Annotated in this window: 10 protein-coding genes; 6 read left to right on the forward strand and 4 right to left on the reverse strand. The window is 48.7% G+C overall.

Translation table 11 applies throughout. The annotated features are described in order from the left end of the window. Window positions 1-501: 501 nt before the first annotated feature. The 5 genes from XMD579_RS04235 (at window position 502) to sucD (ending at window position 8,246) form a co-directional block, all read left to right on the forward strand. Window positions 502-3,333 (forward strand): 2-oxoglutarate dehydrogenase E1 component, encoded by a 2,832-nt coding sequence (locus XMD579_RS04235; protein ID WP_173505898.1) that lies wholly within the window; start codon window positions 502-504, stop codon window positions 3,331-3,333. Window positions 3,334-3,380: 47 nt separating this feature from the next. Continuing rightward, window positions 3,381-4,595, forward strand: a complete 1,215-nt coding sequence (gene odhB, locus XMD579_RS04240; protein WP_173505899.1) for a 2-oxoglutarate dehydrogenase complex dihydrolipoyllysine-residue succinyltransferase — start codon at window positions 3,381-3,383, stop codon at window positions 4,593-4,595. 52 nt (window positions 4,596-4,647) lie between these two features. Next, a complete protein-coding gene (gene lpdA / locus XMD579_RS04245) occupies window positions 4,648-6,087 on the forward strand; it encodes a dihydrolipoyl dehydrogenase (RefSeq protein ID WP_173483186.1) in 1,440 nt (479 codons plus the stop codon). A 108-nt stretch (window positions 6,088-6,195) separates the two neighbouring features. Next, the gene (gene sucC / locus XMD579_RS04250; protein WP_173481571.1) at window positions 6,196-7,362 is read left to right on the forward strand and encodes an ADP-forming succinate--CoA ligase subunit beta; all 1,167 of its coding nucleotides are present in this window, start codon (window positions 6,196-6,198) and stop codon (window positions 7,360-7,362) included. A 2-nt stretch (window positions 7,363-7,364) separates the two neighbouring features. Next, complete coding sequence (gene sucD / locus XMD579_RS04255; protein WP_173481570.1) at window positions 7,365-8,246, forward strand: succinate--CoA ligase subunit alpha; 882 nt, start codon at window positions 7,365-7,367, stop codon at window positions 8,244-8,246. A 104-nt stretch (window positions 8,247-8,350) separates the two neighbouring features. Here the strand turns inward: sucD and XMD579_RS04260 are convergent, their stop codons facing one another. Further along, window positions 8,351-9,151, reverse strand: coding sequence for an alpha/beta hydrolase (locus XMD579_RS04260; protein WP_173505900.1), 801 nt, complete (start codon window positions 9,149-9,151; stop codon window positions 8,351-8,353). 140 nt (window positions 9,152-9,291) lie between these two features. On the opposite strand from XMD579_RS04260, the gene XMD579_RS04265 reads away from it, so the two are divergent. Continuing rightward, on the forward strand, window positions 9,292-11,007 hold the full coding sequence (locus XMD579_RS04265) for a long-chain fatty acid--CoA ligase (RefSeq protein ID WP_173505901.1): 1,716 nt from the start codon (window positions 9,292-9,294) through the stop codon (window positions 11,005-11,007). A gap of 132 nt (window positions 11,008-11,139) precedes the next feature. Here the strand turns inward: XMD579_RS04265 and pgi are convergent, their stop codons facing one another. The 3 genes from pgi to XMD579_RS04280 all read right to left on the reverse strand — a co-directional run bounded on the left by pgi (window position 11,140) and on the right by XMD579_RS04280 (window position 15,617). After that, window positions 11,140-12,726 carry a glucose-6-phosphate isomerase gene (pgi, locus tag XMD579_RS04270; protein ID WP_173505902.1) on the reverse strand — a complete coding sequence of 529 codons (1,587 nt, stop codon included), beginning with the start codon at window positions 12,724-12,726 and terminating at the stop codon, window positions 11,140-11,142. Window positions 12,727-13,097: 371 nt separating this feature from the next. Further along, window positions 13,098-13,982 carry a porin gene (locus XMD579_RS04275; RefSeq protein ID WP_173505903.1) on the reverse strand — a complete coding sequence of 295 codons (885 nt, stop codon included), beginning with the start codon at window positions 13,980-13,982 and terminating at the stop codon, window positions 13,098-13,100. A gap of 594 nt (window positions 13,983-14,576) precedes the next feature. Continuing rightward, a complete protein-coding gene (locus XMD579_RS04280; protein WP_254443753.1) occupies window positions 14,577-15,617 on the reverse strand; it encodes a LacI family DNA-binding transcriptional regulator in 1,041 nt (346 codons plus the stop codon). Window positions 15,618-15,749 lie beyond the last annotated feature (132 nt).

Consider the following 15,749-nt stretch of genomic DNA (forward strand, 5'->3'; position numbering starts at 1 on the left):
CAAAAAAAACCCGCCTTGGCGGGTTTTTTGTTTTCTGGAAATCGCTGTAAGGGTGGATGACAGGCTGAAGCCAGTCACCGTCACTCCGTAGCGAAAATAATACATTGGTGACTGGCTTCAGCCTGTCACCCGCTCTCCAATTACACTCCAATCTACTGGCGCAACACTCTAAAGCAAGAGATGTTGTCCCATTACGACTAAAGTGCAAAAAAACGTTTAAAAAGCTCTTACTTAATAGCCTAAAAGAACTAAAAACGGCTGTTAAAAGCCCGTAGAATTAACTTATTCCAAAACGCGATAAAACATTGATTACTTTAGTATTAAATCGCTAAAACTGCGGTGTTCAGGGTTGAATAAAAGGCGTAAACTACGCGAGTTTTATTTGGTTGCAACACCGAATAATGCGCTGAAAAATGGAAATTAGAAGCATAAGGGCGATGGATGAAGAGGCTTCACAAGAGCTTCGGAGGTCCCGTACCCCACAACGAGGGTAAATATATAATGCAAGACGGTCTGATGGAGCAGCTGTGGAAGAATGCTCATCTATACGGCGGCAACCTCTCTTACGTAGAACAGCTATACGAAACGTACCTTTTAGATCCAAACTCCGTTCCCCCAGAGTGGCGTGAAGAGTTTGATAAACTCCCTAAAGTCGGTGAAAACATTACTCCTGATGTTCCTCTTGCACCGATTCGTGAACATTTCCAATACATTGCTAAGAATCAAAAACGTGCACAGCCTGCAGCGGTATCGTCTGTTAGCTCTGAACACGAGCGTAAGCAAGTTCGCGCGCTGGCCCTTTTTGATGCTTATCGTATGCGTGGACACCAGATCGCTAAGATCGACCCACTGAATCTGCTAGAACGTGCAGAAGTGGCTGACCTTAATTTGCGCTACCACGAACTTTCAGAAGCGGATTTTGATACAACTTTCCAACTCGGTAGTCTGCAGTTTGGTCGCGAAGAGGCGACACTGCGTGAGATCCTTCAGGATCTTCAAGAGACGTACTGCAGTTCGGTAGGTTCTGAGTACATGCACATTGTGAACACTGAAGAGCGTCTGTGGCTTCAGTCTCGCATTGAGCCAACCCGTGCACACCCAACGGTTGAGCCTGAGAAGAAACTTATGGTCTTAGAGCGCCTCACGGCTGCTGAAGGTCTAGAGAAGTACCTAGGCTCCCGCTTTGCTGGTGCTAAACGATTTGGTCTTGAGGGTGGTGAATCTCTGATCGTCTCTTTGAATACTCTGATCCAGCGTGCTGGTAAGCAGGGTGCTAAAGAGGTTGTGATCGGCATGGCACACCGCGGTCGTCTTAATACACTGGTTAACATCTTCGGTAAAAACCCGGCTGACCTGTTCGGTGAGTTCGAAGGTAAGAAGCTGGTTGATTCATCGGGTGACGTTAAATACCACCAGGGCTTCTCATCTAACGTCAATACTGACGGTGGTGAGGTGCACATTGCGATGGCATTCAACCCATCTCACCTTGAGATCGTAGCGCCAGTGGTTGAAGGTTCAGTTCGTGCCCGTCAGGATCGTCGTGAAGATCCAGTCGGTAATACGGTAGTTCCTGTTAACATCCACGGTGATGCAGCCTTTGCTGGTCAGGGTGTTGTTATGGAGACATTCCAGATGTCTCAGACACGCGCTTACAAGACAGGTGGCACGATCCACATCGTGATCAACAACCAAGTTGGTTTCACGACCTCTAAGCAAGAAGATGCTCGCTCTACAGATTACTGTACCGACGTTGCTAAGATGATCGAAGCACCAATCTTCCACGTCAACGGTGACGACCCAGAAGCGGTTCGTTTCGTGACTCAGTTGGCGGTTGATTACCGTAACGAATTTAAGAAAGACGTTGTTATCGATCTAGTCTGTTACCGCCGTCGCGGTCACAACGAGGCGGATGAGCCAAGCGGTACTCAACCGTTGATGTACGATGTCATCAAAAAGCAGAAGACCACACGCGATCTATACGCAACTAAGCTGATCGAAGAGGGTGTGATCACTGCTGAACAGAGCAAAGAGATGGAAAAAGCTTACCGTGCGGCGCTAGAAAATGGCGAACACGTTGCTCACTCTCTTGTGCTTGAACCAAACACTAAGATGTTTGTCGATTGGGCGCCTTACCTTGGTCACCAATGGTCGTTTGAGTGTGATACTCGTGTCGACATCAAAGTGCTTCAAGAGCTTGCGGCGAACATTGCTGAAACCCCTGAGCACTTCAGCGTGCAGCGTCAGGTTTCTAAGATCTATGACGACCGTAAGCGTATGGCAGCCGGTGCAATGGCCGCTAACTGGGGCTTTGCAGAGACATTGGCCTACGCGTCAATTCTTGCAGAGGGTCACCCAGTCCGTTTGACCGGTCAGGATGTCGGTCGTGGTACCTTCTCACACCGTCACGCGGTTCTGCATGATCAGAAAGATGCGACGACTTACGTACCCCTTCAGAACATGGATAAGGATCAACCAAAATTCACGATCCACGATTCATACCTGTCTGAAGAGGCGGTATTGGCATTCGAATACGGTTACGCAACCACGACACCAAACTCGTTGGTGATCTGGGAAGCGCAGTTCGGTGATTTCGCCAATGGTGCTCAGGTCGTGATCGATCAGTTCATCACATCAGGCGAAGCGAAATGGCAGCGTCTATGTGGTCTGACTATGCTGTTGCCACACGGCTTTGAAGGTCAGGGTCCAGAGCACTCGTCTGCTCGTTTGGAACGCTACCTACAGCTCTGTGCTGAGCACAACATTCAGGTTGTTGTCCCTACAACTCCATCGCAGATCTTCCACCTACTGCGTCGTCAGGTGGTTCGCCCACTTCGCAAACCGTTGGTGGTCATGACGCCGAAGTCTCTGCTTCGTCACAAGCAGGCGATCTCTACTCTAGAAGAGCTGGCGGATGGCACCTTCCAACCGGTTATTGGTGAAGTGGATCAGCTTGATAAGTCGAAAGTGAATCGTGTTGTGATGTGTAGCGGTAAGGTTTACTACGACCTATACAACCGTCGCGAAGAGCTAGAGAAGCAGAATGTTGCGATCGTTCGTATTGAGCAACTCTACCCATTCCCAGAGGCGGATCTGGTAGATGAGTTGAGCCAATACCCTAATCTTGAATCGGTTGTTTGGTGTCAGGAAGAGCCAATGAACCAGGGCGCTTGGTACTGCAGTCAGCACCACATGCGCAACGCTCTACGTAAAGTGAAGCCAGAGATTCACCTAGACGGTGTGGGTCGTCCACACGCTGCAGCGCCTGCAGTAGGTTACATCTCTGTTCACGTTGAGCAGCAAGAGAAATTGGTTAACGACGCCCTAAACGGTTAATAAAGAATTCGTTCGTACGACGAGCAGAAGGCAAGAAAGGAAAAATCATGTCAATCGAAATTAAAGCACCTACGTTTCCAGAATCAGTAGCAGACGGAACTGTTGCAACTTGGCACAAGCAGCCAGGCGAAGCGGTTTCTGCCGATGAACTTATTGTCGACATCGAAACCGATAAAGTGGTTCTTGAAGTTGTCGCTCCAGCCGACGGTGTGATTACTGAAGTCCTAAAAGGCGAAGGTGAAACGGTTCTTAGCGAAGAGATTCTTGCTAAGTTTGAAGCGGGTGCAGCCGGTGCCGCAGCTCCAGCAGCAGAAGCAGCGACTGAGGCGGCCCCAGCGGGTGACGCTGAAAAAGTAGGCCCAGCTGCTCGTAAACTGATTGATGAGAACGGCCTTGATGCTAGCCAGATCCCTGGCACGGGTAAAAACGGTGGCATCACTAAAGAAGACGTTATGAACTTTATGGCGAACAAGCCGGCTTCCGCTCCTGCGGCAGCAGCACCTGCAGCCGCTCCTACTGCAGCCCAGCCAGCGGTATCAGTCAACGTACCAGCAGGTGAGCGTGTTGAGAAACGCGTTCCAATGACTCGTCTACGTGCAACCATCGCTAAGCGCCTAGTTGAAGCGCAACAGAATGCTGCGATGCTAACAACGTACAACGAAGTGAACATGAAGCCTGTCATGGAACTTCGTAAACAGTACAAAGATCTGTTTGAGAAGACTCACAACGGCACACGTCTAGGCTTTATGTCGTTCTTCGTGAAAGCGGCGACTGAAGCGCTAAAACGCTTCCCAGCGGTTAACGCATCCATCGACGGTAACGACATGGTCTACCACGGTTACCAAGATATTGGTGTCGCTGTATCGACTGATCGTGGCCTAATGGTGCCAGTATTGCGCGATACGGATGCGATGAGCCTTGCAGAAGTAGAAGGCACTATTGCAGACTTCGGTAAGCGCGGTCGTGAAGGTAAGCTTGGCATGGAAGACATGCAGGGCGGTACATTCACAATCACTAACGGCGGTGTATTCGGCTCATTGATGTCGACCCCAATCCTTAACCCACCACAGACAGCTATCTTGGGTATGCACAAGATCCAAGAGCGTCCAATGGCGGTGAATGGTCAGGTTGAAATCCTACCAATGATGTATCTAGCACTCTCTTACGACCACCGTATGATCGATGGTAAAGAGGCTGTACAGTTCCTTGTAACAATTAAGGACCTGCTGGAAGATCCAGCGCGCATGCTCCTAGACGTTTAATGCGAATCGCATTCTAGGAATCTTTAAAAAGTTACTGAGATAGGAAAGAGTAATGTCTGATAAGTTTGACGTAATTGTAATCGGTGCTGGCCCTGGCGGTTACGTAGCAGCGATTCGTGCAGCACAGCTTGGTTTGAAAACAGCCTGTGTTGAAAAGTGGATTGATGAGAAGGGCGGTACTGTCCTAGGTGGTACCTGTCTAAACGTAGGTTGTATCCCATCGAAAGCGATGCTTGAAACAACTCACAAACTTCACGAGGCTCAACACGGCTTCGCGGCTCAGGGTATCGTTGCTGAAAACGTATCGATCGACCCTAAAGCGATGGTTGCTCGTAAAAATGGCATTGTTAAGAACCTAACTGGCGGTATCGCAGGTCTGTTCAAAGCGAACGGTGTCACAACCCTTGCTGGTACAGGTAAACTGCTAGCGGGTAAGCAGGTTGAAGTGACCGCTGCTGACGGTTCTGTCTCTACTTACCAAGCTGACAACGTGATCCTTGCATCAGGTTCTGTCCCTGTAGAGATCCCACCAGCACCTCTGACAGAGGGTCTAATCCTAGACAACGCAGGTGCGCTGGATATCGATGAAACCCCTGAGCACCTTGGTATCATCGGTGCCGGTGTTATCGGACTAGAGATGGGTTCTATCTGGGCTCGTTGTGGCTCTAAAGTGACCGTTCTAGAAGCGATGGATGACTTCCTAGCCCTAGCGGACCAAGACCTAGCGAAAGAGGCTAAAAAGCTTCTAACCAAACAGGGTCTGGACATCAAGCTGGGTGCACGTTGTACTGGCACTGAGATCGTTGATGGTAAAGCAGTAAAAGTTAAATACACCGATTCAGAAGGCGATAAAGAGCTTGTTGTTGATAAGCTGATTGTTGCTGTCGGCCGCCGTCCACAAACCAACGGTCTTCTAGCTGAAGACTCAGGTGTCTCTTTGGATGAGCGCGGCTTCATCTTCGTTGACGAAAACTGTCGTACCGGTGCACCAGGCGTTTACGCAATTGGTGACTCAGTACGTGGCCCGATGCTTGCACACAAAGCATCAGAAGAGGGCATCATGGTTGCAGACATCATTGCAGGCCACAAAGCGGCAATGAACTACGACTGCATTCCTAACATCATCTACACTTTCCCTGAGTTGGCTTGGGTCGGTAAGACCGAACAGCAGCTTAAGGCGGAAGGTATCAAATACAAGAGTGGCAAATTCCCATTCGCAGCGTCTGGCCGTGCCATGGCAGCGAATGCGACAGAGGGCTTCGTTAAGATGCTCGCTGATGAAGCTACCGACCGTATTCTTGGTGTACACATCGTTGGTGGTATCGCCTCTGAGCTGATCGCTCAGGGTGTTATCGCAATGGAATTTGCATCAAGCGCGGAAGATCTGCAGTTGACCGTATTTGCTCACCCAACCGTGAGTGAAGCGATCCACGAAGCAGCTCTAGCTGTGGATAATCACGCTATCCACATTGCGAATCGCAAAAAGCGTTAATCGCAGAACAGGGAGCGCTTCAGGTCAAAAGCTTGAAGCGCTTTTGTTCAGATCGATGGCACGGGTAACCCCGTGTTCGTTTAACCGACCTAAATAACGGACTATAGAATGAATCTTCACGAGTATCAGGGCAAGCAGCTGTTTGCACAGTACGGTCTGCCAGTGTCACAAGGCATTGCAGTCGATACACCGGAAGCAGCCGCAGAAGCAGCCAAACAAATTGGCGGTGATAAGTGGGTTGTTAAAGCACAGGTACACGCAGGTGGCCGCGGTAAAGCGGGCGGCGTTAAACTAGTAGACTCTCCAGAAGAAGCAGCAGCTTTCGCAAAAGATAAGCTAGGTACTAATCTGGTAACTTACCAAACTGACGCGAACGGTCAGCCAGTCTCTAAAATTCTTGTTGAGACCTGCACAGACATCGCAAACGAACTATACCTAGGTGCGGTTGTTGACCGTTCATCACGTCGCATTGTCTTCATGGCATCGACTGAAGGTGGTGTAGAGATCGAGAAAGTCGCTCACGAAACACCTGAGAAGATTCTTAAAGCAACCATCGATCCTTTGACTGGCGCGCAGCCATACCAGGGTCGTGAGCTAGCATTCAAGTTGGGTCTTGAAGGCGTACAGATTAAACAGTTCGTCGCGATCTTCATGGGTCTTGCGAAGATGTTTGAAGAGAAAGATCTAGCTCTTCTAGAGATCAACCCGCTGGTGATCACTGACGAAGGCAACCTACATTGTCTAGATGCGAAAGTCGTGATCGATGGCAACTCGGTTTACCGTCACAAAGATATCCAAGCAATGGAAGATCCATCACAGGAAGACGAGCGTGAAGCACGCGCGGCTGAGTGGGATCTTAACTACGTAGCACTAACCGGCAACATCGGTTGTATGGTTAACGGTGCTGGCCTTGCAATGGGTACTATGGACATCGTCTCTCTACACGGCGGTTTCCCAGCAAACTTCCTTGACGTAGGTGGCGGCGCGACGAAAGAGCGTGTTACTGAAGCGTTCAAGATCATTCTTGAAGACAGCAAAGTTAAAGCGGTATTGGTTAACATCTTCGGTGGTATCGTACGTTGTGACCTAATCGCAGAAGGCATCATCGGTGCTGTTAAAGAAGTGGGCGTAGAAGTTCCAGTGGTTGTTCGCCTTGAAGGTAACAACGCAGACCTCGGCTCTAAACTGCTATCTGAATCTGGTTTGGATATCATCGCGGCTACCAGCTTGACTGACGCTGCACAGCAAGCAGTTAAAGCAGCAGGAGGCAACTAATCATGTCAGTACTAATTAACAAAGACACCAAAGTAATCTGTCAGGGTTTCACGGGTGGTCAGGGTACTTTCCACTCTGAACAAGCGATCGCCTACGGCACTAAAATGGTTGGCGGTGTGACTCCAGGTAAGGGTGGCACAACTCACCTAGGTCTTCCTGTATTCAACACCGTTGCTGAAGCAGTAGAGCAGACTGGCGCAGAAGCATCAGTTATCTACGTACCAGCGGCGTTCTGTAAAGATTCGATCCTTGAAGCGGCTAACGCTGGCATCAAGCTAATCGTTTGTATCACAGAGCACATCCCAGTCATGGACATGCTTCAGTGTAAAGTTAAGTGTGACGAGCTAGGCGTGCGTCTAATCGGTCCTAACTGTCCAGGTGTTATCACACCAGGCGAATGTAAGATCGGTATCATGCCAGGTCACATCCACCTACCAGGTAAAGTTGGTATCGTTTCACGCTCTGGTACGCTTACGTACGAAGCGGTTAAACAGACAACTGACGCGGGCTTCGGTCAGTCTACTTGTGTTGGTATCGGTGGTGACCCAATCCCTGGTTCTAACTTCATCGATATCCTAGAGATGTTCCAAAACGATCCACAGACTGAAGCGATTGTTATGATCGGTGAGATCGGTGGTTCAGCAGAAGAAGAAGCGGCTGCTTACATCAAAGCAAACGTAACGAAACCTGTTGTCTCTTACATCGCGGGTGTAACTGCGCCTCCAGGCAAGCGCATGGGCCACGCAGGTGCAATCATCTCTGGCGGTAAAGGCACTGCAGACGAGAAGTTCGCAGCACTAGAAGACGCAGGTGTTAAGACTGTACGTTCACTAGCAGATATCGGCGTAGCCCTATCTGAAGTAACTGGCTGGGCAATGAAGTAATTCGTTTTCTAGCTATAAAGAAAATCCCGCCTCGGCGGGTTTTTTTGTGTCTGTTGAATAAGCATGAAGTAGGAGCGTTCTTGAGCGAAGCGAAAGGTCGCGATTCACTTCCTAGATAATATCCAGCGAATTGCCCGATCAACATCCTCCGATCGAAACCGCGTATGTTCTCGATCCTCAAACCCCATAAACAGCTTCGGCTCTTCAGCAGCTTCAAAAAGCGTTACACCTTGCTCGTAGGGAATGGTGTCATCATCGGTTGAGTGCAAGATCACTAAAGGCTCATCCACCTGTTGAATCTTATCAATCGAATCAAATCGGTGTTTAAGCAGTAAGTTAACCGGTAACCAGGGATAGTCATCGGCTGCCATCTGAGCGATGGAAGTATAAGGAGCTGCCAGAATCATTCCTTTAAAATCGCGCTCAGTAGCCAGTTGAACCGCCACGCCAGTGCCCAGTGATTCGCCGTAGATGATCAGATCTGATGAATTCAGATTCTGTTCTATGGCTAACCAATTAAAGATCGCACGTGCGTCGTCGTAAAAGCTAACCTCGCTGGGTGTACCAGTACTTTGACCAAACCCGCCCCAGCTAAAGATCAATAGCCCTCGATCATCCTCTGATAAGATATTAATCAGTCGCCCACGTGTACTCAGGTTGCGAGCATTGCCGTGCAGATAGACAAGTGTCTCTCGTCCAGGCTTAGCTGGTTTGTACCAAGTATGAAGGCGGTTGCCATGTGGGGTATTGATAAAGAGCTCGCTTGCACCGGGGAATACCTTCTCAACCGACTTCGTTTCGTAGGTCGGCTTAAAGATCAAAGAGTCCTGCGCAAAGTACATATACCCACAAGCGGATAGGTAGATGAGTGTTAGCAGGACTGAAGTGCGTTTAATCAATTTCATTGGTCAATTATTCTCTTTAGTACAGCTTTACACTGTCATCCGCCCTTGAATAACAATTTATATTCAAATCTAATACGCACATAGCACCAAGTTAACACTAAACGCGTATTTCCATTAAATTTATAAGAAAAAAGACAAACATGAACCTAGTATCCCGCTTCTACAAACAGGTTGATCGTTATCAAGATCGTACCTTCCTTGGCTATAAATCTAACGGAGAGTGGAAGACGCTCTCTTGGCAAGAGACAGCCGATCAAATTTCAACACTCAGTCACTATTTAACCCAGTACGGCGTCGGTAAAGACGATCGCGTTTTGATCCTCTCTGAAAACCGTCCTGAGTGGGCCATCAGTGATTTAGCGATCATGTCTGTGGGTGCTTATGTGGTTCCAGCTTATACAGCACACACTGTTGATGATCTTCGCCATATTCTCTCTTTGACCAGCCCTAAATTTGCCATTGTCTCCTCTCAGGAGTTGGCAGATAGAGTACTAGAGGCCAATATTAGCCACGAATGTGTCACACATATGATTGTGATCGACCAGGGTGAGCATGATAAACCGGATTGGCACACAGAGATTCTGTCCTGGCCAGAGGTTCAACAAGGAGCCGAGCGTCCAGATCTGTCAGCCATAGAAACTGACGATGTCTGTACCCTGATCTTTACCTCGGGCACGGGCGGTCATCCTAAAGCGGCGATGCTGACCCACAAGAACATCATTCATAACGTCGAAGCTGCTGCGCGAGTGTTGGATACCATTCCGGTTAATGAGGAGGATCGATTCCTCTCATTCTTGCCACTTGCTCACGCGTACGAGCATACAGCTGGCCTGCACATGCCGATTACACAAGGGGCTGAGATCTTCTACTGCGAATCAACCGATAGGCTCGCGCAGTATCTAACCGAGGTCTCTCCATCTATAGCAACAGCGGTTCCTCGCCTCTACGACATGCTCTATGCGCGTATCAAGTCGGGTGTGGATCGAGCCAGCGGTTTCCGAAAAGGGCTCTTTTACAGGGCTTTGGCGATTGGCACGAAAAAGCTTAATGATGAAAAACTCTCGCTACTCGAAGCCATTCTTGATCCTCTATTAGAGAAATTGGTTCGTAAAAAACTGCGTGATCGTTTTGGCGGCAAGATTAAATACTTTGTTTCAGGTGGTGCACCGCTGAACCCAGAGATTGGTAACTTCTTTGCTGCTTTGGGGATTGGCATTATTCAGGGCTATGGCCAGACAGAAGCCTCGCCTTTGGTGACGGTCAACCGTCCAGGCAATATCCGAATGACAACCGTTGGCTTGCCGTTGGATTGTGAGTTAAAAGTAGCGGACGATGGTGAGCTGTTAGTCCGTGGTGACAACGTCATGAAAGGGTATTGGCAGAATGAGTCAGCTACGGCAGTCACCATCAAGGATGGTTGGTTGCATACGGGTGACCTGGCCGAAATCGATGAAGAGGGATTTGTTTCTATTGTAGGGCGTTCGAAAGACCTTATCGTCACTTCAGGTGGTGATAACGTTGCGCCTGCCAAGCTAGAAGCGAAGCTGACACTGGAGGAGGAGGTGGATCAAGCAGTTGTGCTTGGCGATGCCAAACCTTGGTTGTCCGCGATTATCGTTCCGTCTGAAGTCCTGCAAAAAGCAACAGACTCCGATGAAGAGCTAGAAAAGATCATCTCGAAAGCGGTCAAACGGGTTAATCAAGAACTTAACGGTACTGAACGTATCCGTAAGTTCATTGTGCAACGCCAGCTCTTTTCGATTGAGAATGGCTACGTAACACCCACACAGAAGATCAAACGCTCTAGGGTAATAGAAGATAACCAGGCTGCGATTGATCGGTTGTATGGGAAGTAGCAACCTATGTTGTTGGAGCGGTCTTAAAAAGGCCGCGATAAGCACAGTTTGACTTATTTGTTGGAGCTAGCCGAAGGCGAAGCGATTAAATCGCCTCATCTTCGATAAGGCTCCAACAACCTCGGCTGGTCTTTAACCCATATGCTTCCGCACCAACGCCATCAACCCCTGCGTTGACTGATCATAACCTTGCGTCGACTCTCCAATCTGTTGGCTGATCTCATTCGCCAAACGCTTACCTAGCTGAACACCCCACTGGTCAAACGAGTTGATGTTCCAGATCGCGCCTTGTACAAACACCTTATGTTCGTAGAGTGCAATCAGCGCCCCTAGGTTGCGGGGGCTAATTCGATCCATTAACAGTACGTTACTTGGGCGGTTACCTTGACAGCTCTGGTACTCTAGCAGACCGTCTGAATCATCACCGTTCATAAAGGCGTTGGCTTGCGCTAGCATATTGGTTAGCAGTGCGAAGTGATGCTCTTCCGTCTGCTCGTCTGCCTCAAGCGAGGCGATAAAGTCGATCGGTACGAATCGTGTCCCTTGGTGCAGTAACTGGAAGAAAGCGTGTTGGCCATTCGAGCCGGTCTGACCCCAGACGATAGGTCCCGTTGCATAATCGACAGGGTCGCCATTGATATCCACCGACTTACCGTTTGACTCCATATCTAACTGCTGTAAGAAGGCCGGCAGTTGGTGAAGAGCCTGGTCATAAGGAATCACTGCCTGAGTCTCAGCACCCAAGAAGTTGATGTACCAGATACCGATCAGCGCCATAATCACCGGCATGTTCTGATCCATTGGCGCCTCCACAAAGTGGCGATCCATCTCGTAGGCGCCTTCCAGCATATCAATGAAGTTGTCATAGCCAATCGAAAGCGCAATCGGCAGACCGATTGCAGACCAGAGCGAATAACGTCCACCGACCCAAGCCCAGAACTCAAAGATGTTCTCTTGTGCAATGCCAAACTCCATTGCAGCGGCTTGATTAGTCGATACCGCCACAAAATGCTGGCTGATATCTTCGTGGCCGCCGGTCTGTTCACGGAACCAGCGACGAGCTGTTTTAGCATTCAGTAGAGTCTCTTGGGTAGAGAAGGTCTTAGTCGAGACAACAAATAGTGTCGATTTAGCATCCAAATTTTTAAGCGTCTTCTTAATATGCTGGCCATCGACATTAGAGATGAAGTGGAACTTGATATCTGGGTGGCGGAATTGGAGTAGGGCGCGTACCACCATATTAGGTCCAAGATCTGAACCACCAATCCCGATATTAACCACATCGGTAATGCGGTTGCCTTTATAGCCTTTCCAGTCGCCGTTACGAACCTGCTCACTGAATACCTTCAGTTTGTTTAAGCTAGCGCGAATCTCAGGCATCACATCCACACCCTCCACAATCACCGGCTCATCACCGCGGTTACGCAGTGCGGTATGTAAAACAGGACGTTTCTCGGTCACGTTAATAATGTCCCCCGAGAACATCTGGGCACGGCGTTGGCGTAAGGATGAGTGTTCTACTAGATCGATGAGCGCCTTAAAGACATCGTCATTAATCTTGTTTTTAGAGAAGTCCAAAAATAGCTCGCCCAATCGGACACTCATCTTATCGAAGCGTTTAGCGTCTTGGTTAAAGTATTCGCTAATACGGTCATCTTGAGTCTCTTGCGCAAGCTGCTCCAGCTTTTTCCAAGTCACAGATGAGGTGAGAAGATTCATTTTTGGCCCCCTAAAATAAGGTTTTTTGTTTAAGTTACGTTAATTCTACGGGAGTTAAGCGATTAAATGAATATATTTACGTAATTTTACTACATACTTTGTTGCAGGGCTTATTACGGTGACTGGCTTTAGCCTGTCAACCGCTGTTGCAAGTGGCAGAGATTCTGGAAAACGCTGCTGGACAGTTTTACCCAAGTCTCTGGAAGTCGCTTGGTAGAGCCGATGACAGGCTGAAGGCCAGTCACGGTTACTCCGTAGTGGGTTTAGCACACCGGAGATAGGCTGAAGGCCTGTCACGGTTGCTATGTACAGGCGAAAAAAAACCCGCTGCGTGAGCAGCGGGTCCTGTATGTTGTCTATCTAAGAAGATCTTAGAAAGAGAAAGACATACCAGCAGTGTACGAATCAACGTCTGAAGCAGTACCGTCTGCGTCAGTGTTAGCGTACTCAGCGTAAGCAGATAGACCGCCACCTAGGTTGTGAGCAACTTTAACTGCAGTTAGGTCAGAGTTAGTCTTAGCTGTAGCTGAAGTGTACTCTTCTTGGTCAGCTAGGATTGCAGAGATAGTAGTTGCACCCATAGTGTAAGAACCAGTCACACCGAATACATCGATATCGCCATCGTTAGTGCCAGCAACGTCTAGGTCAGCTTTGTAAACAGCAACAGAGTAAGCGTCTGCAGTGTAAGAAGCTTTAAGACCAGTGCTCTCTTGAGTACCGTTTGAAGTTTCGTAACCGTAGTTGAATGCGAAACCGTCAACCGCGTAGCCTAGAGCAGCAACGAAACCGTCGTTGTCAGTTACAGCATTAACTGCAGCGTTCTGGAACGCACCGATAGACGCTGTGAAGCCGTTTGAAGAAAGTGTTAGTGCAGCAGCGTTGTCGATCTCACCAGAGAATACGCCTAGCTCAGCCGTGTCAGAGAAACCAGCCGTTTCAGCAGCGTTTGCTGGGTTGCCGATTTTACCAGCGCTTAGAGTAACCATGTCGTTACCAACAGTTAGGTATGCTAGAGTAGGTTCTGCGAAAGTACCTTCAGTTTTGATTTCAGCACCAACAGTTAGGCCACCGTCAGTAGTTGAAGAGCCTTTCATACCGAAAACAACGTCATCTCTCTGAATCTGTGAATCAGTAGATGAAGTAGTAGCGCTTTCAGCAGAGATGAAGTCAACTGCTACGGTACCGTAGATAGTCATGTCAGCCATTGCTGGCGCAGAGATAGCTGTAGCAACAGCAACTGCAAGTAGTTTTTTCATTTTGGAAATCTCCAGAATTTTTAATTTAAGCCTCAAATATCCGGCCAAATCTAAGTTTAAGTTAAAACCCAAACCCGTTCGGCTTTGGACAGAATGCACTTTATCCCCCGAAATACCTGGGGTCAACCCGCTTTTTAAAAAAGTTCCTAGAAAATAGACTTTTTTTTGTTAATTTTCTGTTCAGAAAAGCATTGGGTTGTAAAAGTTATTTTAAATCAATAGTTTATCTATACCGTTAAGTTTCGGTTAACTTTGAGATCTTTTGGTTATATAAATTATTCTTTTTTGGAATATGTAGATTTTTTAGGATGTTGGAGCGGTCTTATAAAGGCCGCGATGATGATCGCCTCATCTACGATAAGGCTCCAACGGGGTGTCGGTTGTTTTGTTGGAGCAGTCTTATAAAGGCCGCGATGATGGCGGTTTTCCAACAGTAGATGACAGGCTGAAAATGTTGGGTCAGACCGGAGGTCAGACCCAGTGGTGTGAAGTTATGTTGGCGCTCCGGTGTCTGACCTCTGGTCTGACACCACTCTCAAATTAAGCTTATTGGCTGTGTTCATCGCTTCATCTACGATAAAGCTCCAACCGTTTTTACGGACAAGACTCGCCGATCAACAATTCTGTCGGCATCACAATATCCTCACTCATACGATTCTCTATAAGCAGCTTTGCCGCCATACGGCCTTTTTCGAACGAGTGTTGTTGTATGGTGGTGATCGCTTTGGGCATGGCTTGTGCCTCTGGAATGCCGTCAAAGCCTGTGATTCTTAGATCCTCTGGGAACTTGATGCCCATCTGCAGGGCGGCTCGCATGGCGGCGATGGCCATGACGTCTGATTGGCAGAGCAGCAGGTCAGGGCGGTTGGGTTGGCTTAGTACTTGGTAGGCCAGTTTGAACGCTTCGTCGTAGTCGTTAACGTGAAGGTTCCAGATTTGATCCATGGGTCGTTCTATTCCCGCTTCATCGAAGGCATCAAAGTAACCGTTCAAGCGATCCAGTGAGAGGCGAAGGCCGACGGTTTTTAGGGTCTCTTCGTTTGCTTGGGTAATGCCATCATCTGAGGTGATACGTAGAGCTAGGACAGCAGGGTTTTTCGGTGGCTGTTTTAGGGCGTGTCTAGCGATTTGGTAGCTCGCTTCGCGGTTATCGATGTTAACCGACCCATAGCCCTCTATCTTATGATCCACAACAATCAGGCGCTTCTGCTGACGTTTTAGGTGTTCTAGCGTTGGGCCAGGTGGGATAAAGCCGTAGACAATAAATCCATCAACCATCGATTCATGCAGGCGCTGACGGTTTGCGTGATCCAAGTCCCTTGCCGAGAGCAGCAGCATATTGAGATGCGCCTTATCGAACTCATCGGCTAAGCCAGAAAGAAAGTGGCTAGCGACGTAGTCGTTCATTGAATAGGCAAGACGATCGGTTAGCACAATACCCACTACCCCCGAGCGACCGGTGCGTAGGTAGCGTCCAGCCGCGCTAGGGCCGACGTAACCTAGCTCTTGGCACTGAGCTAAGATTTTGGTGCGAAGCGCTTCAGAGAGCTGATCAGGGCGGTTAAAGGCGTTTGAGATGGTGGCTGTAGAGACACCAATCGCTTTCGCCACCTCTTTTATTGTCATTTTTTTCATAATCATCTCTACCTGTTGGAGCCTTATCGCCTCTACCCGTTGGAGCCTTATCGAAGATGAGGCGATCCCATTTAAGTTAAAAGCATCGCGACCTTTTTAAGGACGCTCCAACAGTCTGCTAAGGGCACATCT

This window comes from Marinobacterium sp. xm-d-579 (assembly GCF_013282935.1).
GTDB lineage: Bacteria > Pseudomonadota > Gammaproteobacteria > Pseudomonadales > Balneatricaceae > Marinobacterium_E.

What these genes read in the sequence shown, in the direction of transcription:
- pgi (WP_173505902.1), bottom strand. Translation starts at nt 12,726, where the DNA reads ATGAATCTTCTCACCTCATCTGTGACTTGGAAAAAGCTGGAGCAGCTT.
- XMD579_RS04265 (WP_173505901.1), top strand. Translation starts at nt 9,292, where the DNA reads ATGAACCTAGTATCCCGCTTCTACAAACAGGTTGATCGTTATCAAGAT.
- sucC (WP_173481571.1), top strand. Translation starts at nt 6,196, where the DNA reads ATGAATCTTCACGAGTATCAGGGCAAGCAGCTGTTTGCACAGTACGGT.
- lpdA (WP_173483186.1), top strand. Translation starts at nt 4,648, where the DNA reads ATGTCTGATAAGTTTGACGTAATTGTAATCGGTGCTGGCCCTGGCGGT.
- sucD (WP_173481570.1), top strand. Translation starts at nt 7,365, where the DNA reads ATGTCAGTACTAATTAACAAAGACACCAAAGTAATCTGTCAGGGTTTC.
- XMD579_RS04235 (WP_173505898.1), top strand. Translation starts at nt 502, where the DNA reads ATGCAAGACGGTCTGATGGAGCAGCTGTGGAAGAATGCTCATCTATAC.
- XMD579_RS04260 (WP_173505900.1), bottom strand. Translation starts at nt 9,151, where the DNA reads ATGAAATTGATTAAACGCACTTCAGTCCTGCTAACACTCATCTACCTA.
- XMD579_RS04275 (WP_173505903.1), bottom strand. Translation starts at nt 13,982, where the DNA reads ATGAAAAAACTACTTGCAGTTGCTGTTGCTACAGCTATCTCTGCGCCA.
- odhB (WP_173505899.1), top strand. Translation starts at nt 3,381, where the DNA reads ATGTCAATCGAAATTAAAGCACCTACGTTTCCAGAATCAGTAGCAGAC.
- XMD579_RS04280 (WP_254443753.1), bottom strand. Translation starts at nt 15,617, where the DNA reads ATGAAAAAAATGACAATAAAAGAGGTGGCGAAAGCGATTGGTGTCTCT.